At 38.9% G+C, this 19226-nt stretch carries 24 protein-coding genes and 3 pseudogenes; 19 read left to right on the top strand and 8 right to left on the bottom strand.

What is annotated here, in order from left to right:
• Positions 1 to 89: 89 nt before the first annotated feature.
• A pseudogene (gene intI2, locus MNY66_RS17480) lies at positions 90 to 1067 on the top strand (class 2 integron integrase IntI2).
• A 187-nt stretch (positions 1068 to 1254) separates the two neighbouring features.
• On the opposite strand, the gene MNY66_RS17475 reads toward intI2, so the two are convergent.
• On the bottom strand, positions 1255 to 1494 hold the full coding sequence (locus MNY66_RS17475) for a BrxA family protein (protein WP_001353740.1): 240 nt from the start codon (positions 1492 to 1494) through the stop codon (positions 1255 to 1257).
• Positions 1495 to 2021: 527 nt separating this feature from the next.
• Between MNY66_RS17475 and MNY66_RS17470 the strand changes: the two genes are divergently transcribed.
• The 14 genes and pseudogenes from MNY66_RS17470 to MNY66_RS17405 all read left to right on the top strand — a co-directional run bounded on the left by MNY66_RS17470 (position 2022) and on the right by MNY66_RS17405 (position 12506).
• Positions 2022 to 2719 (top strand): IS1 family transposase gene (locus tag MNY66_RS17470; RefSeq protein WP_104872948.1). Its coding sequence is split into 2 segments (ribosomal slippage): positions 2022 to 2271 and positions 2271 to 2719, totalling 699 coding nucleotides; the frame shifts between segments, so codons are not numbered across the junction.
• Positions 2700 to 3758 carry a hypothetical protein gene (locus tag MNY66_RS17465; protein ID WP_241501930.1) on the top strand — a complete coding sequence of 353 codons (1059 nt, stop codon included), beginning with the start codon at positions 2700 to 2702 and terminating at the stop codon, positions 3756 to 3758. Before MNY66_RS17470 ends, MNY66_RS17465 begins: the two co-directional genes overlap by 20 nt.
• 223 nt (positions 3759 to 3981) lie before the next feature.
• A complete protein-coding gene (gene umuD / locus MNY66_RS17460; RefSeq protein ID WP_072070751.1) occupies positions 3982 to 4398 on the top strand; it encodes a translesion error-prone DNA polymerase V autoproteolytic subunit in 417 nt (138 codons plus the stop codon).
• Positions 4398 to 5471 carry a translesion error-prone DNA polymerase V subunit UmuC gene (umuC, locus tag MNY66_RS17455; RefSeq protein WP_094963265.1) on the top strand — a complete coding sequence of 358 codons (1074 nt, stop codon included), beginning with the start codon at positions 4398 to 4400 and terminating at the stop codon, positions 5469 to 5471. The genes umuD and umuC overlap by 1 nt, the downstream gene beginning before the upstream one ends.
• A gap of 172 nt (positions 5472 to 5643) precedes the next feature.
• A pseudogene (locus tag MNY66_RS17450) lies at positions 5644 to 5970 on the top strand (heteromeric transposase endonuclease subunit TnsA); the annotation flags it as partial.
• 69 nt (positions 5971 to 6039) lie between these two features.
• Positions 6040 to 6828, top strand: a complete 789-nt coding sequence (locus tag MNY66_RS17445; RefSeq protein ID WP_094963268.1) for an AadA family aminoglycoside 3''-O-nucleotidyltransferase — start codon at positions 6040 to 6042, stop codon at positions 6826 to 6828.
• A gap of 403 nt (positions 6829 to 7231) precedes the next feature.
• Positions 7232 to 7513 (top strand): annotated as a pseudogene (locus MNY66_RS17440) (type I restriction-modification system subunit M N-terminal domain-containing protein); the annotation flags it as partial.
• 306 nt (positions 7514 to 7819) lie between these two features.
• Positions 7820 to 8866 (top strand): ParB/RepB/Spo0J family partition protein, encoded by a 1047-nt coding sequence (locus tag MNY66_RS17435; RefSeq protein ID WP_072070749.1) that lies wholly within the window; start codon positions 7820 to 7822, stop codon positions 8864 to 8866.
• A gap of 2 nt (positions 8867 to 8868) precedes the next feature.
• A complete protein-coding gene (locus MNY66_RS17430) occupies positions 8869 to 9213 on the top strand; it encodes a single-stranded DNA-binding protein (protein ID WP_023159966.1) in 345 nt (114 codons plus the stop codon).
• Positions 9206 to 9628, top strand: coding sequence for a hypothetical protein (locus tag MNY66_RS17425; RefSeq protein WP_048821775.1), 423 nt, complete (start codon positions 9206 to 9208; stop codon positions 9626 to 9628). Before MNY66_RS17430 ends, MNY66_RS17425 begins: the two co-directional genes overlap by 8 nt.
• 9 nt (positions 9629 to 9637) lie before the next feature.
• Entirely contained in the window at positions 9638 to 10030 is a 393-nt protein-coding gene (locus tag MNY66_RS17420) for a hypothetical protein (protein WP_048821774.1), read from the top strand.
• Between the two features lie 280 nt (positions 10031 to 10310).
• The gene (locus MNY66_RS17415; RefSeq protein ID WP_048821772.1) at positions 10311 to 10790 is read left to right on the top strand and encodes an Hcp family type VI secretion system effector; all 480 of its coding nucleotides are present in this window, start codon (positions 10311 to 10313) and stop codon (positions 10788 to 10790) included.
• An 8-nt stretch (positions 10791 to 10798) separates the two neighbouring features.
• Entirely contained in the window at positions 10799 to 11377 is a 579-nt protein-coding gene (locus tag MNY66_RS17410; protein ID WP_048822182.1) for a hypothetical protein, read from the top strand.
• A 760-nt stretch (positions 11378 to 12137) separates the two neighbouring features.
• A complete protein-coding gene (locus MNY66_RS17405; protein ID WP_048821769.1) occupies positions 12138 to 12506 on the top strand; it encodes a hypothetical protein in 369 nt (122 codons plus the stop codon).
• A gap of 97 nt (positions 12507 to 12603) precedes the next feature.
• Here MNY66_RS17405 and MNY66_RS17400 read toward each other — a convergent pair whose 3' ends face one another.
• Together MNY66_RS17400 and MNY66_RS17395 are read right to left on the bottom strand one after the other, a co-directional pair.
• Positions 12604 to 12831 carry a plasmid partition protein ParG gene (locus MNY66_RS17400; protein WP_048821767.1) on the bottom strand — a complete coding sequence of 76 codons (228 nt, stop codon included), beginning with the start codon at positions 12829 to 12831 and terminating at the stop codon, positions 12604 to 12606.
• 108 nt (positions 12832 to 12939) lie between these two features.
• Positions 12940 to 13563: an AAA family ATPase gene (locus MNY66_RS17395; RefSeq protein WP_023159958.1), complete on the bottom strand. Its 624-nt coding sequence runs from the start codon at positions 13561 to 13563 to the stop codon at positions 12940 to 12942.
• A gap of 292 nt (positions 13564 to 13855) precedes the next feature.
• Here MNY66_RS17395 and MNY66_RS17390 point away from each other — a divergent pair, with 292 nt between their 5' ends.
• Positions 13856 to 14101, top strand: a complete 246-nt coding sequence (locus tag MNY66_RS17390) for an AbrB/MazE/SpoVT family DNA-binding domain-containing protein (protein ID WP_023159984.1) — start codon at positions 13856 to 13858, stop codon at positions 14099 to 14101.
• Positions 14101 to 14448 (top strand): endoribonuclease MazF, encoded by a 348-nt coding sequence (gene mazF / locus MNY66_RS17385; protein ID WP_241501929.1) that lies wholly within the window; start codon positions 14101 to 14103, stop codon positions 14446 to 14448. The genes MNY66_RS17390 and mazF overlap by 1 nt, the downstream gene beginning before the upstream one ends.
• Here the strand turns inward: mazF and MNY66_RS17380 are convergent.
• From MNY66_RS17380 to MNY66_RS17370, 3 genes are all read right to left on the bottom strand, one after another.
• The gene (locus MNY66_RS17380) at positions 14431 to 15378 is read right to left on the bottom strand and encodes an IS30 family transposase (RefSeq protein ID WP_140035165.1); all 948 of its coding nucleotides are present in this window, start codon (positions 15376 to 15378) and stop codon (positions 14431 to 14433) included. The genes mazF and MNY66_RS17380 overlap by 18 nt on opposite strands.
• A gap of 89 nt (positions 15379 to 15467) precedes the next feature.
• Positions 15468 to 16034 (bottom strand): hypothetical protein, encoded by a 567-nt coding sequence (locus MNY66_RS17375; protein WP_241501928.1) that lies wholly within the window; start codon positions 16032 to 16034, stop codon positions 15468 to 15470.
• A 20-nt stretch (positions 16035 to 16054) separates the two neighbouring features.
• Positions 16055 to 16261 carry a hypothetical protein gene (locus tag MNY66_RS17370; RefSeq protein ID WP_241501927.1) on the bottom strand — a complete coding sequence of 69 codons (207 nt, stop codon included), beginning with the start codon at positions 16259 to 16261 and terminating at the stop codon, positions 16055 to 16057.
• A 54-nt stretch (positions 16262 to 16315) separates the two neighbouring features.
• Here MNY66_RS17370 and MNY66_RS17365 point away from each other — a divergent pair.
• A protein-coding gene (locus tag MNY66_RS17365) for an IS1 family transposase (RefSeq protein ID WP_104872948.1) occupies positions 16316 to 17013 on the top strand; the annotation gives its coding sequence in 2 pieces (ribosomal slippage) (positions 16316 to 16565 and positions 16565 to 17013; 699 coding nt in all).
• Between the two features lie 6 nt (positions 17014 to 17019).
• Here the strand turns inward: MNY66_RS17365 and MNY66_RS17360 are convergent.
• Together MNY66_RS17360 and MNY66_RS17355 are read right to left on the bottom strand one after the other, a co-directional pair.
• Complete coding sequence (locus MNY66_RS17360) at positions 17020 to 17664, bottom strand: DUF4365 domain-containing protein (RefSeq protein ID WP_241501926.1); 645 nt, start codon at positions 17662 to 17664, stop codon at positions 17020 to 17022.
• Positions 17665 to 17679: 15 nt separating this feature from the next.
• A complete protein-coding gene (locus tag MNY66_RS17355) occupies positions 17680 to 18633 on the bottom strand; it encodes a tyrosine-type recombinase/integrase (protein ID WP_166268230.1) in 954 nt (317 codons plus the stop codon).
• 294 nt (positions 18634 to 18927) lie between these two features.
• Here MNY66_RS17355 and MNY66_RS17350 point away from each other — a divergent pair, with 294 nt between their 5' ends.
• The gene (locus MNY66_RS17350) at positions 18928 to 19197 is read left to right on the top strand and encodes a hypothetical protein (protein WP_048821758.1); all 270 of its coding nucleotides are present in this window, start codon (positions 18928 to 18930) and stop codon (positions 19195 to 19197) included.
• The last annotated feature ends 29 nt before the right edge of the window (positions 19198 to 19226 follow it).

Here is a 19226-nt window from a genome sequence, read left to right as displayed (position 1 = left end):
GCATCTCTAGGCGTAAAAAACAGGCACTTTTTTAAATCCCAGCTAGAATAGGCTGTATAGGCAGACAGTTGCAAGACAAGGAGCGTTTTATGTCTAACAGTCCATTTTTAAATTCTATACGCACGGATATGCGACAAAAAGGTTATGCGCTGAAAACTGAAAAAACTTACCTGCACTGGATTAAGCGTTTTATTCTGTTTCACAAAAAACGTCATCCTCAGACCATGGGCAGTGAAGAGGTCAGGCTGTTTTTATCCAGCTTAGCAAACAGCAGACATGTAGCCATAAACACGCAGAAAATCGCTTTAAATGCCCTAGCTTTTTTGTACAACAGGTTTTTACAACAGCCGTTGGGCGATATTGATTATATCCCTGCAAGCAAGCCTAGACGGCTACCCTCTGTTATCTCTGCAAATGAAGTGCAACGCATTTTGCAGGTTATGGATACTCGCAACCAAGTTATTTTTACGCTGCTGTATGGTGCAGGTTTGCGCATTAATGAATGCTTGCGTTTGCGGGTTAAAGATTTTGATTTTGATAATGGCTGCATCACTGTGCATGACGGTAAGGGTGGGAAAAGCAGAAACAGCCTACTGCCCACGCGCCTAATCCCAGCAATAAAATAACTCATTGAGCAAGCGCGGCTTATTCAGCAAGACGACAACTTACAAGGCGTAGGGCCATCGCTGCCTTTTGCTTTAGATCACAAATACCCTTCTGCTTATCGACAAGCGGCGTGGATGTTTGTCTTTCCCTCCAGCACGCTCTGCAACCACCCGTATAACGGCAAATTATGCCGCCATCATCTGCATGACTCCGTTGCGCGAAAGGCATTGAAGGCAGCCGTACAAAAAGCAGGCATCGTTAGCAAGCGTGTCACTTGTCATACATTTCGTCACTCGTTTGCTACGCATCTATTACAAGCGGGGCGTGATATTCGCACTGTGCAAGAACTCTTAGGGCATAACGATGTTAAGACCACGCAAATCTATACGCATGTGTTGGGTCAGCATTTTGCCGGCACCACCAGTCCTGCGGATGGACTGATGCTACTTATCAATCAGTAAAAGTAGATAAATATCTTTATGTAGCCCTGAGTAGCCCCTGATACTTTTTATGGTGAAAAAGATAAACAATCATAGAGGGGATAAATATGAGCCAGTTCTACCATTGTTCAGATAAGTTTAAGCAAGATACTGTCAATCACAGTGACCATTCATGGTCATTACACTTCCTCCAGTTGCCAGACAATGCCTAACATAAAAACGCAAAAGCCCAAAAGTCAGAGCTTAGGTGTTCTAGGCGTTTTCTAAGCGCTGAAGAAATACGTCTTACCGTAGATTGCGTGCGTTTCTGAAGCACATTTTCCTTATACATGGCTTTATCCCAGGCAGCTTCATCAAGCTCTTGGAGTAACAAGCCAGTAATAATGCGACACTCTCGGGTTTGTAGCGAGCCGCTGGTGAGATCGGAGTTATAGCGGAAAGGGGTCATTTGTAATTATTTGTGGGTGGAGGATAGTTAACTTATTATTGTAGTTGGAAGAGGCTGCTTTCCAAACATTAGCACCTCGTAATGCTTGTTACTGTATATTAATTTATGCTCTTAGCGCATGTTAATGGGCTATTACAATGCATAATGTCCACATCAAGATAACTGTGGCTTAACACCTGTACAAGCGAAAAAAATCAATCACCTGTCCGGAAATACGGGATCACTGTAAAGTGTTGGTGAGGCAGTCTAGGAGGGGGATTTAATTTGGGATACTGATGAAAGGATTATGATCAGTTGGATATAGGATCGTACTAAGCTGAGCGGCAGGTTAGCTAGATTAGTTAACCAGATAAGTGAAATCTAGTTCCAAACTATTTTGTCATTTTTAATTTTCGTATTAGCTTACGACGCTACACCCAGTTCCCATCTATTTTGTCACTCTTCCCTAAATAATCCTTAAAAACTCCGGTCATGTATTCAATCCGGTGATTAACCTGTAATATAGGGTAATTTATCGGAGAATATTCATGGCTAAAGTCGATGTAAGGTGCCCATTTTGTCAACAAACGCCCCCAGTGAAAAAACATGGATTAGGTAGCACTGGTCATCAACGTTATCGTTGCCAAGATTGCTGCCGAAGCTTCCAACTCGATTATAAATATCGTGCTTGCCAACCCGGAACTAAAGATAAAATTATCGACCTCACTATGAATAATGCCGGTATTCGTGATACTGCTAGGGCCCTTCATATCAGCATTAATGCGGTTGTTCGTACTTTAAAAAACTCTCGCCTAGACAGGTAACCTCTTTACCTCTTGATAATCTGCACATTGAACTCCTTTGCGAGGTCGATGAACAGTGGTCTTTTGTGACTAATAAGAAGCAACAACGCTGGCTTTGGTATGCGTGGGAGCCCCGCCTAAAACGGATTATTGCTCATACGTTTGGTCGTCGAAACAAAAGGACTCTTCGCCAGTTACTGGCTTTACTGTCTAGGTTTAATGTCGCTTTTTGGTGCACGGATAAGTTCAGTGCTTATGAGATATTGCCCAAGCAGAAACATGTAGCAAGTAAGTTTTATACGCAACGAATAGAAAGAGAGAATTTGAATCTGAGAAACCGCTTGAAGCGCCTTAACCGTAAGACGTTAGGTTACTCGAAGTCACCTGAAATGCATGACAAAATTATCGGGACATTCATTGAACGTGAACACTATCTATTATGATGATCTCTATATTGAATACACGACCAATAATACTACCTCCTATTGGGCTATGTTCTATGCGGCTATTTTTAAAGCTCTATCTTATCAAACCAATATGCAACACCCACTTGGAGAACAGTCCCCTCAGTCTCACAGAGGGAATCTCTCTACACCGTCAAACTACTTGGCAGGGATTAGTGATCATTTAAGGAATCATGCATTTGAATATTTAATGATGGATTTGTTGCGGTCAGAATATGGAGATATTACACGAGATATTTTAGTTACCAGACTTTTATCTCTGTATGGCATAACTGATTTTGAATACAAGTATCTTAATATATATAAAATGGGTAAGGATAGTATTCACCATAAATTACAATTAAAAAATTCATTTGATATAAAGGTCATAACACCTAAAAATCCTAATCTTCTAGCTTGCTCAAAAACAAATTATCAGGCGTTTACCTTTCCTATTCATACAGCTTTTGAAAATTTTCCATATTCTGACTTGCTACTTATTGTTTCTGATGGAAAAAATCATACCTATGGTTTTTTAGGTGAAATAGAAGGTAAAAATGGACAACAATTGTTTAGAAATAGCTACTGGTCAAAAGGAAAAGGTGATTATGCAACTTTTGCAATAGGGATTTCCAGTAAAAACACACTGAAAATAGGTGCCGAAAAACACCAACTTAGTCACAACACAGTAATTTTTAGTGATGAAATGAATAGGCAAATATTGAACTACTCAAATTTCTCAGCCTTTGCTGTTGATTATGTTAAAGCGGTTAATAATATGGAGCTATTTTTCAATGGACAAACAAAACATCTTAGCATAGAGGATAAAGGTCACGCATATATCACTGATATAATAATGAAAAATTGGGATAAACCAAGCGGATATATAATTGAATTACTGAACCAACATGTAATTTACGCTTATAGTCATGCATCAACATTATATAACCTATTGGACCCTGAAACCAATAAGCTCTCTTTTAAACCGAATATGCTGGCATTAGAAAACTCATATTGCTTACATCAAGTAAAAGAATAACAGATATAGATTCATCCAATGAGAGGTTTGCCGCTCAAAAAAATATATTTTTTACGTTAAACCTCTGTTTTCGATAAATAAAGTATTATGAACAATGAGCAATATGAGGGGTGTTTAGGAAATTTCATCGGGTATGGCGTAGACAAACAACATAATCCTTAGCTTGCAATTTCCTAACTCTGTTGCATACAATGCTGTATATCCGTACAGTATTGAGGCTTTCATGAAATTAACCTTATGCAACGTTGAGAAAACACTTCCGCTTCCTTTATTCGCTGATCAAGTACAAGCCGGTTTCCCGTCACCGGCGAGTGACTACTTAGAGGACCGCATTGATTTAAACTCTTTGCTAATCAAGCACCCTTCAGGCACATACTTTTTACGAGTATCTGGTACTTCTATGATGGATGCACAAATTCTAGATGGAGATATCGTCATAGTAGATAGTTCGATTGATGCAAAACACGGAGATATCGTTATTGCTTCACTCGATGGAGAGTTTACGATAAAACGGCTACAAACCAGCCCTGTTACTGCTCTTATACCCATGAACAGCAGCTACTCACCGATATACATCAGTGATGGTGAAGAATTAAGTATATTCGGCACTGTGACCTACATTATTCACAAGGCGAGATAATGTTTGCCTTAGTTGATGTAAACAGTTTCTACGCCAGTTGTGAGCGCATTTTTCGCCCTGATATTGCCAATAAGCCAGTTATTGTTTTATCAAACAACGATGGTTGTGTTATTGCACGTTCAAAGGAAGTGAAGTTGCTTGGGATCAAAATGGGGGCTCTATACTTTGAGATTCAGTCTCTGATTAAAAAGCATGATATTCAGGTGTTTAGTAGTAACTACGCCCTTTATGCTGACATCAGCAACCGAGTCATGGACACACTATCTGATTTTGCCCCAAGAGTAGAAACGTATAGTATCGACGAGCAGTATCTAGATATGACCGGCATGTCTAGATACTTTCCATTAGAAGATTACGGTCGCAAGATACAACAACGAATTTTGCAGATAGCTCATGTACCGGTCGGTGTTGGTTTTGCTCAAACTAAAACACTGGCTAAACTGGCAAACCATGCTGCTAAAACATGGACCAAAACAGGCGGTGTAGTCGATTTGAGTGCTACTTCACGCCAGAAACGGCTCATGTCCCTTGTGCCTGTTAATGAAGTATGGGGTGTGGGTAGAAAAATAAGTAACCGGCTAAATGCTATGGGGATAGTTACAGCGCTTGATTTGGCTAGGGCTGAAACAACCATGATCCGTAAAACATTCGGTGTGGTTGTAGAACGCACTGTGAGAGAGCTGAACGGTGAATCTTGCATCGAGCTTGAAGAAGTAGCAAAAACTAAAGAGCAAATCATTTGTTCACGTTCATTTGGAAAAAAAATTGAGCTCTATGAGCATATGCATCAGGCTATCTGCGAGTATTCAGAGAGAGCAGCAGAGAAACTTCGAGCTGAAAAACGAGTCTGTTCCTTTGTTTCTGTTTTTATCCAAACCAGCCATTACGCCAGCGGACCTCAATACTACAACCACCGTTCTGAACGGTTAGAATATCCAAGTGCTGATACAAGAGACATTATCAATGCAGCAGTGCGTCTGTTAAAGACCATCTGGAAATCGGGAGTTAAATATCACAAAGCTGGCATCATGCTCACTGATTTTTCTGATCCATCTGTCAATTCTAGTAATTAACACTACTTTACAAAATAAAGATCTACTCTTGAGTATTTTTTTCAATAAACATGGAAGAAAATTATAGAAATAAATCATGTGTGGACGAGCAATTAAGTTGAGAAACAGACAAAATAGTTGAGAACTTTTAGAGGTCTAGTTATGCTGTGAAAAAGCATACTGGACTTTTATTATGGCTAAAGCAAAATCTTCATTCTCAGAAGTACAAATTGCCCGTTGTATTAAAGAGGGGCGTGGTCAAGGGCATGGTAAGGACTATATTCCATGGTTAACAGTACAAGAAGTCTCTTCAGCAGGTCGTTCCCACCGTATTTACTCTCATAAAATGGGACTAGTTCACCATTTGCTCTCTGATTTAGAACTTGCTGTTTTTCTCAGTCTTGAATGGGAGAGCGGCGTGTTGGGTATACGTGAGCATTTTCCCTTATTACCTAGTGACACCAAGCAGATTGCAATAGATAGTGGCATTAAGCATCCTGCTACTCCGGCTATCGACCAAGGGTAGTCATTCGAAATAAAAGTAGATACCATATTAACCATGACTACTAAACTAGATACCATATTAACCATGACTACTAAACTTCCAGAATCGATAGCAGACCAATTATCCGATACGCTATCAATTTTAGAAAACCATCTTGGTGAAACTATTCAGGCGGTTCATCTGTTTGGTTCTGCAGTTGATGGCGGTTTAAAACCATTTAGTGATATAGACCTGTTGATCACTGTGAGTACTCCTTTAGGCGAATCAACTAGGGTGGCATTGATGTCCGACCTGCTGTTGGTATCAGCTTTTCCAGGCACCGATGCTAAGCGCCGTGCACTTGAGGTGACTATATTGGCACAAAAAGACGTGGTGCCGTGGCGATATCCGGCGAGACGGCAAATGCAATTTGGTGAATGGTTGCGTCACGATATCAATGCAGGTATTTTTGAGCCGGCAATGACGGACCACGACCTAGCTATCTTGTTGACGAAGGTGAGGCTGCATAGCCTAGCTTTGTATGGTCCAGCAGCTCAAGAGTTTTTCGATGAGATTCCTGCTATTGATGTGCAACGTTCACTGCTGGAAACGTTGGCGCTCTGGACTACAGAGGCAGATTGGGAGGGAGATGAAAGAAACATAGTTCTTGCCTTAGTACGTATTTGGTACACTGCGATGACCGGAGATATTGCGTCTAAGGATGCCGCTGCTGATTGGGCTCTTCAGCGTCTGCCCAGCGAGAATAAGCACATCGTTATTGCCGCAAGAGATGGGTATCTTGGACTGGGAACAGTCGATCTGGCAGCCTATCCACAAGAGCGGGCGGAACTTCTGAACTACATCCGGTCTAGCGTGACGACGAAGCTGCAATAGCTGAAGCTGTTTAGTCGAATAAATGTCCGTTTCGGGTCGTTTGCTGCCGTCCATGTTGACTGGCTACGGTAATCCCCCCACAAAAGCTATTTAGCAGTCTTGGTGAGGTTCAGCTTAGAGCCATTGCTTGGATCTATAACAGCGGGTGACCTAACATCGACTGTGCGGATGCTTCGAGTTACCCTGAGACTTTCTAAAACCCTAGTAGCTTTTGCCGTTGCTTAGCTAGAGTTAGTTCCGAGATCTTCGTGCAGTCCGCAGCGTTAGACTAGAAGGAGTCGTAAGTTTCTGAGTGGCCCGCTAATAAATTGAATAAAAGAATTGAGGGCATTATAAACCATGAGTGTTTTTTAGAGTGCTTTTTCTCATTCTAAGATTGATTTAAAATTTGAGTTGATAAAATATGAAGCAAGAAACAATTGTTCAAAAAATTTGGAGTTTATGTAACATCTTGAGAGGTGATGGGATCACCTATTACTAGTATGTTTATGAGCTTAGTTATCTACTGTTTCTCAAGATTGCGCAGGAAAATGGTTCAGAAAAGCAAATACCTCAAGATTACCGATGGGCTGATCTAGAATCCCATGAAGAGAAAGGATTGTTAGGATTCTATCAGGAGATGCTAACTCATCTAGGTGCAAATGTTGAAAATGAGGTTATAAGAGCAATTTACGCATTTCCTACAATTGCTTCAACCAGTATACCTAAATTGAGAACGTCTTTCGTTTAGAATTATATTCATATTTCTGAACATTATTAAGATAATGAAACAATCATTATCAATTTATGATTGTTGCGATATGTCATTGATATGATTATCTTTAACACTTTTACCCTCTGGAGTTGTTCGCCTTTAACTAATTGATAGCAATGCACATAAATCGAAATGATGCCGTTTTCCTTATGTAACTAAGGAAAATAGAAAATCCTGTGTGATAGCCTTACGTCGAATAAAAATAATACCTAGTTACACAATGACAAGGCGAGGACTATGAATACTAACGCAGCAATTTCAACGAATAGCAGTCAACAAAATTCGAATATGAGCAAGGTACTTCTCAATGACCTACCCTACCCTACTCTGAAGAAAAATACTGAAGCGCACAATATCTCAACATTACGCAAAATGTCTGATGCCTTTGAGGAAAAGGTGTGTTCGCGTGGTGATATTTATCGCGTTAACGTTGAGTTACTGTACGTACAGGAAGGTTTCAATCTTCGGGAGATTGATACTGAACATGCTGGACGAATCAAGAATTCGTATGTATCAGGTGTTTATGTTCCACCTATCGTTGTGAAAGTTATAACGGTTGATAATCTGCCACGCTTACAGATTATTGATGGACACCACAGATATTGCGCTCTACGCATGGCAATGGAAGAAGGATGCACGATTAAAGGCGTATACGTCACGGAGTTCTCAGGCAGTCAGCAACTTGAGATCGTCAATATGCTGACATCTTCAGAAGGAAAACCTTTAGCTCCGTTAGAAAAAGCTGATGGTTTCCATCGTTTACTTAGTATGGGATGGGAAAAAAAGGAAATTGCACGATATACGAACACAAGTGTTGTTACGATCAACAGATTATTACGCTTGTTCCGAGCAGATTACAGAATCACTGATCTTGTCAGAAAGAACCTGATTACTTCAGATTTAGCCATAGAAATACTGCTTGAGTGTGAAGAAACTAATCAAGAGGCATATGATGTGATCATTGCAGGATTGCAGAAGGCGACTGACAGCGGCAAAAATAAAGTCACACGGAAATTTGTACCTTCAGCGAAGAAAGTACCTTTTTCAAAAAAAGAAATACATTCCGTGTTTTCACAATTAAGTGAAATCCGCACAACAATTCACGACAAAGTTGCTGATATTCAAGAAAATGATGAAACAGTGACTGTCGAAATGCCGGTAACAATTGTGACCCTGCTTAATGATGTTCTTCAGAAGTTTGCGAATGATGAATCCGCCGCATCTAATGATGATGAGAACGAACCGAGCAAAACCGAATCCAACACTGAAGCTATTCAGGCTTAACTATGGAATTACTTAACAAGGTGCAACTGATCGCACGATTAGGTTCGTCCCCGAAAGATAATCTGAAGTATTCAGAACGTAACGGTGAGGCAATGACCTACTTCTCTGTTGCAATTAACCGGCATGACTCTAAAGGAAACCCGATAACAGATTGGTTTAACATTAGTGCATACGGAAAAATAGCAGAAATAGCAGCTAATTTTGGTCAGAAAGGACAACTTGTTTACATCGAAGCAAGGCTACAACCGACTAATAATTCCTGTTCTATAATAATGAATTACCAGACAGGTGTGTTTAGAGTATTACCTAATAGTAAAAATACAAATGCAGGAGAGCAGAATGGCTAAGGCAGACCAAATTTCAAATTGTAACGTTCAAAATCCTAATTATGTGATGGCAGAAATGAAACGAGATCAAACAGTTCTAAACTATGCCCTATTTAAAGCGCGTGAGAAGCTACACGAGCTCAAACACCTAATGAATACGTCACAGTGCAGTGAAAGTGAAATTTTGCGCTATAACGGGGTTTTGGAGATGCTGGATAGCATATTTTCATCAGATGAAAAGGAACGTCAGAACTTATATCACTCTATGATCATGTCTGGTGTACAAATCATGTCCGGTAAGTTAAGTGGTGAGAATAGACAAGCCGTATTAGAAGCAACGACACCAGATCAGTTGGATGAGGTTTTAAAAGCCTCGGAAAATGAGGTATGGACTGAGTTGCAACTGCTATGTGAACAGCAGAACAACCTAAACTAAGAATCCAAAATGAAACTGACAATATCCTTGCCTTTCATTCTGATAACTACGCTGATCTCAGTGCCAGCGTTGGGTAATAGTTATTCTGCAATGGAAGGGATTGAAGGACAGCGATATTCTGATTTAGAGAAATACAAAGCCAACTGTCCAGCTTGTATGAGTGTTGTACAAAACATTAAAGATATCCGCTATCGGGCATGTGCACAATCAGTCACGACAGATGATGTGATAATTAGGGACCCATTATATGGCTATTTGAATAGTATGAAATTTATGCTAAATAATGATTTGTATAATCAAGTATTGTCTATCGTTATTAATGAGAAGGACTGTATTGATAGCTTAAATTGGCTTGAACGAGCCAACTTAAAAATTGAATCATTGGTAAATAAGCCAATTTAGTAAGTGTAAGCCCATAACTCCCAGCGGTACAATATCGTTAAACAGTCGCTATTTTTCTTCATAAGCATTATTTACGAACCTTTTCGTAACAAATAACGCCGTATAGCGGCGTTATCACCAAAATATGAATTTATTGTATATATCAGATAACATCTCAACAACAATTTAGTTAAGAACAAAAAGTAGTCGATTTTGATTCAACGTGACAGCTATCCCTATTGCAAATTTTAGGAAAAAATGCATTAATCAAGGTAAATTTAACATATGGAAAGGAATATCTATGTCAGAAATGATTTACTTAACGCTAAAGGGAAACAAGCAAGGGCTTATCTCTGCGGGTTGTTCGAGCTATGATTCAATTGGTAATAAATATCAAGATGGTCATAAAGATCAGATACTTGTCTACTCAACAACCTATGATCTAGCACGAAAACAAAATGTATCTCACGCGCCATTCATCTTGATAAAAGCCGATGACAAATCCTCCCCCCTTCTGTTAACTGCAATGTCAAACAATGAGATTTTAGAGTGCCTTTTTGAATATTATCGCGTAGATAAAAGCGGGGTAATGATTCCTTACAAAAAGATTTTGCTTACTAAAGCATCAATCATCCGTCTTACAAATGAGTCGCCGAACTCATTAACTGAAAATGAAATGCAACCATTTGAAAAAGTTTCAATAATATATGAAAGCATTACTTGCACACATAATACTGCTAACACTTCAGGATATAGCATCAGAAATGAATCAGTCATGTAGGTATGACAATGAAAATAAATGATGTGTACTTTAATCGATTCAACGTTCCCATCGTAAGTTCACCAGACCCTTACCGTGATTCATTAATAGATGATCCAGTTAAAATCTTTATAGTTGTTAATTACAATTGGGGGATTGGGCATACAGGTATAGTGGTTGGAGAAGGTGAAGATGCTCTTTTGTATGACCCATCAGGGGGATACTCTGAGTGCCCTTCCAGAGAGTGCTATAATAATATTGAAGAATTACGAGCGCCACGTAGTTCAGGTGAATTTTTCCAATATCCTGAGTTTAATTGGGATGATTACCTTTCTTTTCAGTTGTGGGATGGTCCAGACGTTCAGATAATTGAATTTGTAGTGCCTAGAGTTCAAGCAGAAAAAATAAAAGAGTTAATATTTGAACATGGCGGAGCTGGATGGGCTATGTGTTCAGAAACAGTGTTTTATATACTTAAAGACAGTGGCGGTATATTTAACTCTTTGGATAAAAAGATTTTCTTCCGCGAAGATCCTTGGAATTTCAGAGAGAAATTAATTGACCTACATTACCCAAAACGCGGGGGGGTCATATCAGGTGCTTATTAAATCTAATTTTTTTATCCCGTTAATATCACTGTTTATAAGTATTGTTCTTTTTTACTTAGAAACGGTGCATGAATACTTTTTTAAACTTTACCCCCATTCTGTAAATTCTAAAATAGTTATTGAAATACAGAAATTGCTATCATATTCATTTTTTTGTTATCTAATTCTTCTTACATTGGCAACGACATTTTTCATTAAAAATGTTAAATTTAACAAAAAACACCGTTTTATCTTATACTTTGTAATACCCTACATAATTAATATTATTGTTTGGTATTTTAATGGATATCAAGCTATTAATTACAGAAATAATTCAGTAATGATATCTGATTTTTTATTTACGTCTTATATCTTACACTTCGTTTTTGTAATTCCTATCATTGCATACATACTGGATTACACTTTTAGTTTTAAAATACAAAAGTGAATACAATCTCACTACATCTAAATCAAAAATCCCTCTACCACACCAATAAAAAAAACGCCACAATGTGGCGTTATAACCCTAGTGTTGGTACTTATTATAATCATATAACGTATGGCAAAAACAATTATACACATACACACCTATGTGTGTATGTGTATAATGTGTGTTTGTGTGGAGTTAATCACAAAAACACGTATGTGTTTATGTGTATTTACACGAGTGAGGATGTTTTAGGTTTTTATAGACCATTAGCCTAATATCTAGGTGAAGATTAAATTACACAAACAATAATGAAAGGCAAAAACACTGCCAGTTAGAGTAGAGGACCGGATCATGTTTGTTTTTAAAGAAGATACGTTCCAACGGAACCCCAATAATCCATGTCCAGATAATGAATTCAATAGTGACGTGATTGATTTTATAAAGGAAATAAGAAAGTTTTATCCTGAGTTAGAACATTGGAGCAATACCGGTGTACTGTTTGCTTGGGAAGGATATCTGCAAGATATATACGCGGTCGGTTGGACTGAATTGGTACGCAAGAGAGAGAACGGCTTTCTCGCATACTGCTACATATCGCAGTTACGACCATGCTTTGATTTTGGTGGAACAGGGACATACAACACTGAAATTTGGGATCTTGGAGAGCAAGAGCCGTGGAAAAAACAACCATTGCCAAAACTACCAGATTGGCTCGAATAATTGAGCATGAGGCACTTTTATTTTGAATGTTACCTAGTGAAATTGAGATAAAAGTGCAATAAAAAGGGATGAAATATCATCCCTATAAAACCACTACCTATTCATTTTCCTTTAGCCACTGATGAACATAATCTGATATTACTTCTTTCATTGTGGTGTTTCGTTTGACACATGCAGCTTTGAATCGAATTTGAGTATCTTCGTCAAGATCTACATTAATGCGTTTGGTTTTTGTACTTTTATCAAGAATTTTATCTAAGTCTCTGTTTTTACCGAATTTCATTTTCTGTGAATTTGCTGATTCGTTTACTTTTTTAAGTGCCATAAAGTATCTCTTTTAATTTCAAAACACAAATACGCTTATGTGTTTTTGCGCATTTGTGTAAATATATATTCGTGTTAATGTGTTAATGTGTTAATGTGTTAATACACATTATGACTCAAAAATAGTCAAAATTTCTCTGGTTAGTATTTCTATCTCGCCTTTTGCATTTCCATCATTAGTTTCAAAAATACTCTTACCATCTAGAATAGATTTGATATAGCTCTGCCGTTGAGAAATAGCTGTTTTGAAAGAAGGCAAGCCAGTATCTTTGAGGTTGTCTTTTAATACTTGCAACATAGTTGTTTGGTCAATTTTACGAGTAATCAGAAATCTAGCTTCTACTTTACGGCTGTATGCTTGAGCTTCGAGGACCGATGTAACACTACCGGCTGCGGAAAAATCAAGAGGGCTTGGCGAGACTGGAATTATAACTAGATCACTAACCATAACCGCTGCTGATGTAATGACAGAAAGTGAACCAGCTCCATCTACGATGACAAAATCATAATCACTTAGATCTTTACGGATACTATAAACGTCTTTCTCACTGGCGGCGGTGAAAACATCATAATCACAGTTCCCTTCTTTAGACCAGTTAGATAGGCTCATTTGAGGATCTGTATCTACAACTGCTAATGAATAACCTGCTTTCTGCATAGCAGTAGCAACATTTATGACGGTGGTTGTTTTTCCAGAGCCGCCTTTCGGATTTAAAAAAGAAATTACTTTCACTGGAAAACCTCATATGTTTGTTTGTGTTTTTTTCATTATCTAAGGAAGCCAAAAAATAATCAATGTGTATTTGTGTTAATGTGTATTTAAGCAAAAACACATTAAATCATAAGAAAAACATACCTAACTTGTGAAATCAGTTAGTTACACATGCGCTAATATGTTTATGCGTTTATGTGTTTATGTGTTTATGTGTTTATGTGTTTATGTGTTTATTGTAATCAACAATGTTGATACATTTAAATAGGGGTGCTACTATTAAAACTCGGACGTTGAATTGTAGAGGTGATAAATGGCTCAGGTCACAGTAAAAAAATGGGGCAATAGCCCGTCTGTACGGCTTCCTGTTGCAATCATGCAAAAAGCGGCACTTAGCGTTGATGATACGGTTGAAATAGCGGTAGAAGAAGGTCGTATCATCATTACGCCAGTTAAAGCGGTAGAATACTCATTAGATAATTTGTTAGCCGGTATCACACCGGAGAATATCCATGAGAAAGTAGACTTCGGAGCTCGAACAGGTAAGGAATTAATTTAATGGTATCTCGATACGTACCTGATTCTGGCGATTTGATTTGGATTGACTTTGATCCAGTTGAAGGACATGAGCAGGGCGGTCATCGTCCAGCAGTTGTCCTTAGCCCTTTTGCATACAATAATAAAGTAGGGCTCTTACTATGCGTACCATGTACAACTAAAGGCAAAGGCTATCCATTTGAATGCGAACTCTCGAACGAAAGAGACAGCTACGCATTAGCGGATCAAGTTACATGTGTTGACTGGAGAGCTCGTAAAGTTACTAAAAAGGGCAAAGTGGAGGCATCAGAACTGGCAGAGATAAGGCGGATTCAAGTCCGAAGTGCAACGCTAAGCCGCCTTTCTTAGCTCCGCAAACACCACCGAAGGTTGTCTGAACCCCAGACACTTGCGTGGCCTGCTGTTCAACGCTCCCTGATAGCGTTGTAAGTCTTCTTCTGTCACTGTCCGCAGGTCTGTTCCTTTCGGGATAAACTGTCTTAACAACCCATTCGTATTCTCGTTCAGCCCACGCTCATGCGAGGCATACGGATGGGCAAAGTACGTATCTGCGTTCAGTGCTTCTGCTATCGCCTTGTGCTCACTAAACTCTAGACCGTTATCGAACGTTATTGTGTGACATACATCCTGATACTCACTCAGCAGTGAGATAATGGCCTTACTGACTTCCACCGCATCCTTTGAAAACACCTTTTTTGTCAGGTAAATACGGCTTTTGCGTTCTGCCAGTGTCACGATAGCACCAGTGCCCTGTTTACCCTGCACCAAATCGGCCTCCCAGTCCCCCAGACGGCTACGGTCATCGACGACTGACGGCCGTAGCTCAATGGATACCGCGTCAGGGATGCGCCCTCGTTTCTGCCCGTAGCCCTTACGATATCGCCGTTTGCCCTGCCTAAGATGCCTGTACAACTCGCCACCGCTACGCTTATCCGCATAGATATACTGGTAAATCCATTCATGGCTGACGCTAAGACCAATAATGCTGCCAATTGCACTTATTTGCTCAGGACTCCACTTCCACTCCAGAGCAAATATCACGAAATCTATGGTCTGCTGAGGAATTGTCCTTTTGGCAGATGACAGCCGCCTATCACAGCACTTCTGGTGTGCCTGTTGTGGGTTATAACCAGTATCTGAAGTGTTACGCCTCAGTTCACGGGAGACCGTGGACTTGCTTACACCGATACGGATACCTATCTCATGGCAGGATAAATTATCCTCACGCAGTATCGATATCTGGTATCGTTGTCCTTCGGTTAGTTGCTGATACTTCATACTTACTCGCTCATCTTTGGTCGGAAGAGCAGGATAGCTTATCAGTAGCTAACCGTCCTTCCATCTAACATGACCGAGCGTTGCACTTATTATCTGAATTCGCGCTTTGAAAGTTTCAATTCATTAACTTCAGACAAAAAGATTGCTTGTTTATCAATGCATTCTAAAATACCAAGATCTATTAACATTGCGGTAATAGATGATTGATTTCTATGTATTTTATCTGCGATTGAGCTTAGGTTCATCTTTTTTTGTATCATGGAGATAACTGTATGAATTTCCTCATTAACCCATACTGTTTCATTACGATTCAATTCGATAGTGTTGCTCATAGGGAACTGATCATTACTCACCCACCACTTGGGGGCTTTAAGAGATTCCTCCCTGTTTGATAACTCATATATCCAACCAAGTTCTAATAATTTAGGAATAAATGATGAATGAGGAATGAGGTAGTTTAAATTAGTATTCCTAGCCGTAGATATCTTATTATCCTTATGGTTTATTTCACACAACCCCATGTTCAATAATTTAGCGAGGACATCATTTACACTACGACCAGTAAATTTGCATATCTTTTCAATGAAAAAAGGTTCGTCAATTACCCCAATTAGCTTCGTTATTTCTGAATAGGTCCATGTGGTTAGATTTCGCATAAATATATAATTCACATAATTTAAAATGGTATAATATTGGCATAGTCATATGCCATTTCATTTAAAGCATCTTTGGATATTATTTCAGTTTTAATACATTCTAATATTTCCAGTTGTTCATCAATCACAGTACACTCATCTGAGCTAATATGATTATTTGTATGAATATTATAAAATGCGTCTTTAAGGTTAAATATATTAATATTACTTCCGTGCGATTCGGTCATGTATTCAATCCGGTGATTAACCTGTAATATAGGGTAATTTATCGGAGAATATTCATGGCTAAAGTCGATGTAAGGTGCCCATTTTGTCAACAAACGCCCCCAGTGAAAAAACATGGATTAGGTAGCACTGGTCATCAACGTTATCGTTGCCAAGATTGCTGCCGAAGCTTCCAACTCGATTATAAATATCGTGCTTGCCAACCCGGAACTAAAGATAAAATTATCGACCTCACTATGAATAATGCCGGTATTCGTGATACTGCTAGGGCCCTTCATATCAGCATTAATGCGGTTGTTCGTACTTTAAAAAACTCTCGCCTAGACAGGTAACCTCTTTACCTCTTGATAATCTGCACATTGAACTCCTTTGCGAGGTCGATGAACAGTGGTCTTTTGTGACTAATAAGAAGCAACAACGCTGGCTTTGGTATGCGTGGGAGCCCCGCCTAAAACGGATTATTGCTCATACGTTTGGTCGTCGAAACAAAAGGACTCTTCGCCAGTTACTGGCTTTACTGTCTAGGTTTAATGTCGCTTTTTGGTGCACGGATAAGTTCAGTGCTTATGAGATATTGCCCAAGCAGAAACATGTAGCAAGTAAGTTTTATACGCAACGAATAGAAAGAGAGAATTTGAATCTGAGAAACCGCTTGAAGCGCCTTAACCGTAAGACGTTAGGTTACTCGAAGTCACCTGAAATGCATGACAAAATTATCGGGACATTCATTGAACGTGAACACTATCTATTATGATGATCTCTATATTGAATACACGACCTGCGATTCTGTGTTTATACCAAGGTGATTAATTAACCACTGAATTTTGATAAGTCCAATACAAATATCTTCGCAGTATTGACTAACTCCATATTGCCCTGTAAGGACAGACCCTGTATGTAATACAAGTTCCTCATATAATTTTAAAAACTCAAGGCTTTCTATCTCAACCCTATGTTCTATCAAGATATTATCGATTTTAGCCGTGTTAGTGTCCAAATCGTTTTCATCAGGAAAATATAGCGTTACACTTTTTTGATCACGCCATTTTGGTTTATTCTCGTTTAATTCTAATTCCACATATTTTTGAAGCCAAATATATTTAATTACTTTACTTGTTGTTGATATGTAGAAAACAAAAAATGGAACATTAAAAAGCAATGCATATTTTATCGTATCGACAGGAAAATTTGCCATTTTAACCTTATTGGTAAATTTAGTCTGTGTACCTTTTGCTTGAACGAAAAAACAATTACCAGTGGGCTGTTTGTCCTTAAATACTTGAATCATCAAATCAATCCCATAGTCACGCTCACCTATTGAATGGACTACCCAATCTCTTGCCGGAACTTTGACATTAATTTGTGCAATTGCACTTGAATCTATTGAATGAGCTAAAATCCTCATGATTCTTTCCTATTTTTAATATTGAAGATTACGAGCAGCAGCTTCTAAGCGTGTTACACCTCGTTTATCATATCGCTGTGTAGTAGCGACACTACTGTGCCCCATAGCTTCTCTGACAGTAAGTAGGTCCTCACCGAGTTCTAACAGCTTAGTAGCATAGGTTCGTCGGCAGTCATGGGGGGTAAATGAATCAGAGGCTGAATCTTTCACCAATTTATCAATAATATACCGTAAACCATCGGTTGTTATTCTATCGCAAGTCACATCATCATTTTTACGAATACGGGTGAAAACTGCACCGGAATGATCTCCCCTAACAGTTTCAATCCATAAGCGAGTGCGACGGAGGGTATCACTTGGCATAAAATTAGTTCTTTCTTTGTTACCCTTCCCCATTATTTTAACGGCGTAGTTATCAAAATTGATATCTTCCATATCTAACAAAGTGACTTCAGCACGGCGCAAACCGCAGCCGAGCATCAGTGAAACAATCGCTGCATCACGTATAGAGACTGCGGTATTTAGGCTATCAAGATGCTGATAAATTTGCGTTATTTCACTACTACTCAGTGAACGCCCTCTACCAATACGGTTCCCACGAATGCGACGTATGCTTCTAATGTCCTGATATGTATCGCTATCTATGGTTCGTGATGCTCTGGCTTCTTCAGCAACCCCTTTAATCGCGCTCAGGACTAGGTTGATACTATTTGGGGTCTTTTTCTCCAGTATTAACTTCTGAAGTACCAATTGGACAGAATCCCGATCCATAATGGACCAGTCAAACGTGAATGGGTCCGTAGAACGAAACAACTTGACCACCGACACGAGGCAGGATCGCATTGTCTTTTGACTTTGTTTGGAACGTAGCCGTAGCAAATAGCTGGTTGCTGGATTGTTGGTGTTTTTCGTCATGTTATTTACATCAACAATATTTGTTACAGTGTCACGTAATATTAACTCCCCCATTACCGCCCTCTTTGGTGTAGAAAATTGGTGTAAAAATTATCGTTGATTCTGGTGCGTCAATCAGCATTACTAACCACAAATCAGAAAAGAATAAAGGTTACTACATTAAATGCATATTTAACCGAGTAAAGGGTAGCACAGGTATTTATCATCGAATAGCTAAAATATCGGTATTAGTACGCATTAAAAGGCTTGCAATCTTTAAATTGTTGTATAATGAAATTACGTTGTAAGTTCATAAAACTAATAATGATTTTTACATTACTAATTACCTAACTGTTTCGGAGAGGGATAATGTCAGCGGTAAATGACTTGGGCTTTGGTTTGGTTATTACATTTTGGATCTGTCTAGCATTCGTCATGTTATTAGTTTACATATTCAAATCCGATTTTAATAAGAAAGCCGTGAAAGATGGAAAGCGATATAGCCAGTTAAAAATTTATCGAACCATCGAGCGAGATTATAAAATTCTCTACGTACTAGGTGATGAAAGTTACAGTATTGAAGTAGATAAGGATTATTACGATGCGGCTATTGATAGATATAATCAGTCGATGAAGTGATATTCTTGTAAACTCTACAATTAATTAAA

The organism is Moellerella wisconsensis (assembly GCF_022592395.1).
In the GTDB taxonomy this organism is placed as follows: domain Bacteria; phylum Pseudomonadota; class Gammaproteobacteria; order Enterobacterales; family Enterobacteriaceae; genus Moellerella; species Moellerella wisconsensis.
Note: the sequence above shows the minus strand (reverse complement) of the source record. Positions and strands in the feature narration are given on the sequence as shown.

Coding starts and splice junctions, on each gene's coding strand:
- MNY66_RS17475 (WP_001353740.1), bottom strand. CDS start 1,494: ATGACCCCTTTCCGCTATAACTCCGATCTCACCAGCGGCTCGCTACAA.
- umuD (WP_072070751.1), top strand. CDS start 3,982: ATGAAATTAACCTTATGCAACGTTGAGAAAACACTTCCGCTTCCTTTA.
- umuC (WP_094963265.1), top strand. CDS start 4,398: ATGTTTGCCTTAGTTGATGTAAACAGTTTCTACGCCAGTTGTGAGCGC.
- MNY66_RS17445 (WP_094963268.1), top strand. CDS start 6,040: ATGACTACTAAACTTCCAGAATCGATAGCAGACCAATTATCCGATACG.
- MNY66_RS17435 (WP_072070749.1), top strand. CDS start 7,820: ATGAATACTAACGCAGCAATTTCAACGAATAGCAGTCAACAAAATTCG.
- MNY66_RS17430 (WP_023159966.1), top strand. CDS start 8,869: ATGGAATTACTTAACAAGGTGCAACTGATCGCACGATTAGGTTCGTCC.
- MNY66_RS17425 (WP_048821775.1), top strand. CDS start 9,206: ATGGCTAAGGCAGACCAAATTTCAAATTGTAACGTTCAAAATCCTAAT.
- MNY66_RS17420 (WP_048821774.1), top strand. CDS start 9,638: ATGAAACTGACAATATCCTTGCCTTTCATTCTGATAACTACGCTGATC.
- MNY66_RS17415 (WP_048821772.1), top strand. CDS start 10,311: ATGTCAGAAATGATTTACTTAACGCTAAAGGGAAACAAGCAAGGGCTT.
- MNY66_RS17410 (WP_048822182.1), top strand. CDS start 10,799: ATGAAAATAAATGATGTGTACTTTAATCGATTCAACGTTCCCATCGTA.
- MNY66_RS17405 (WP_048821769.1), top strand. CDS start 12,138: ATGTTTGTTTTTAAAGAAGATACGTTCCAACGGAACCCCAATAATCCA.
- MNY66_RS17400 (WP_048821767.1), bottom strand. CDS start 12,831: ATGGCACTTAAAAAAGTAAACGAATCAGCAAATTCACAGAAAATGAAA.
- MNY66_RS17390 (WP_023159984.1), top strand. CDS start 13,856: ATGGCTCAGGTCACAGTAAAAAAATGGGGCAATAGCCCGTCTGTACGG.
- mazF (WP_241501929.1), top strand. CDS start 14,101: ATGGTATCTCGATACGTACCTGATTCTGGCGATTTGATTTGGATTGAC.
- MNY66_RS17380 (WP_140035165.1), bottom strand. CDS start 15,378: ATGAAGTATCAGCAACTAACCGAAGGACAACGATACCAGATATCGATA.
- MNY66_RS17375 (WP_241501928.1), bottom strand. CDS start 16,034: ATGCGAAATCTAACCACATGGACCTATTCAGAAATAACGAAGCTAATT.
- MNY66_RS17370 (WP_241501927.1), bottom strand. CDS start 16,261: ATGACCGAATCGCACGGAAGTAATATTAATATATTTAACCTTAAAGAC.
- MNY66_RS17360 (WP_241501926.1), bottom strand. CDS start 17,664: ATGAGGATTTTAGCTCATTCAATAGATTCAAGTGCAATTGCACAAATT.
- MNY66_RS17355 (WP_166268230.1), bottom strand. CDS start 18,633: ATGGGGGAGTTAATATTACGTGACACTGTAACAAATATTGTTGATGTA.
- MNY66_RS17350 (WP_048821758.1), top strand. CDS start 18,928: ATGTCAGCGGTAAATGACTTGGGCTTTGGTTTGGTTATTACATTTTGG.